Source organism: Methylobacterium sp. ME121, assembly GCF_000974725.1.
Classification (GTDB): Bacteria; Pseudomonadota; Alphaproteobacteria; order Rhizobiales; family Beijerinckiaceae; genus Methylobacterium; species Methylobacterium radiotolerans.
The window spans coordinates 1-513 of sequence record NZ_BBUX01000195.1; the positions used below are offsets into that span (position 1 = coordinate 1).

The following is a 513-nucleotide window of genomic DNA, read 5'->3' on the forward strand; positions in this document are numbered from 1 at the left end:
TTTTTTGCGCACGGCCGAACCAACCGAACCTGTCGGTCCTCGTCGATCGCTGCCGCGGCAAACTCATGTTCCAGATAGCGGGCTCGACACGCATCCTCGGGCGGCTGCCGTTTCCACGGCGCCAAGTCCCAAAAGAATGGTGGAGCCAGACGGGATCGAACCGACGACCTCATGCTTGCAAAGCACGCGCTCTCCCAACTGAGCTATGGCCCCAAAGGGTCGGCTCAGGATCAAGCGTCCGAGGCGAAGCCTCGCAAGGCCGAATGGCCGCCGCGCCGCGTGGCGCGAGAAGCCTAAGGCGACGGATGTCGCCGCCGGCGTTTGAGGCCATCCTAACAATGGTGGGCCTGGGACGACTCGAACGTCCGACCTCACCCTTATCAGGGGTGCGCTCTAACCACCTGAGCTACAGGCCCAGTACGATCGAGCGGTTTGCACCGCGATCGCGCTATCTGGTGAGGAAGAGAAACGAGGGCGGCATCTGTCCCGCCAAGGGGCTCTGACTGAGCCCTT

2 tRNA genes are annotated in these 513 nt (G+C 63.0%); both read right to left on the reverse strand.

Annotated features, from left to right (window positions below):
- Nucleotides 1-137 precede the first annotated feature (137 nt).
- Nucleotides 138-213: transfer RNA gene (locus tag ME121_RS32905), tRNA-Ala, on the reverse strand.
- A gap of 126 nt (nucleotides 214-339) precedes the next feature.
- Nucleotides 340-416, reverse strand: a tRNA-Ile gene (locus ME121_RS32910).
- Nucleotides 417-513 lie beyond the last annotated feature (97 nt).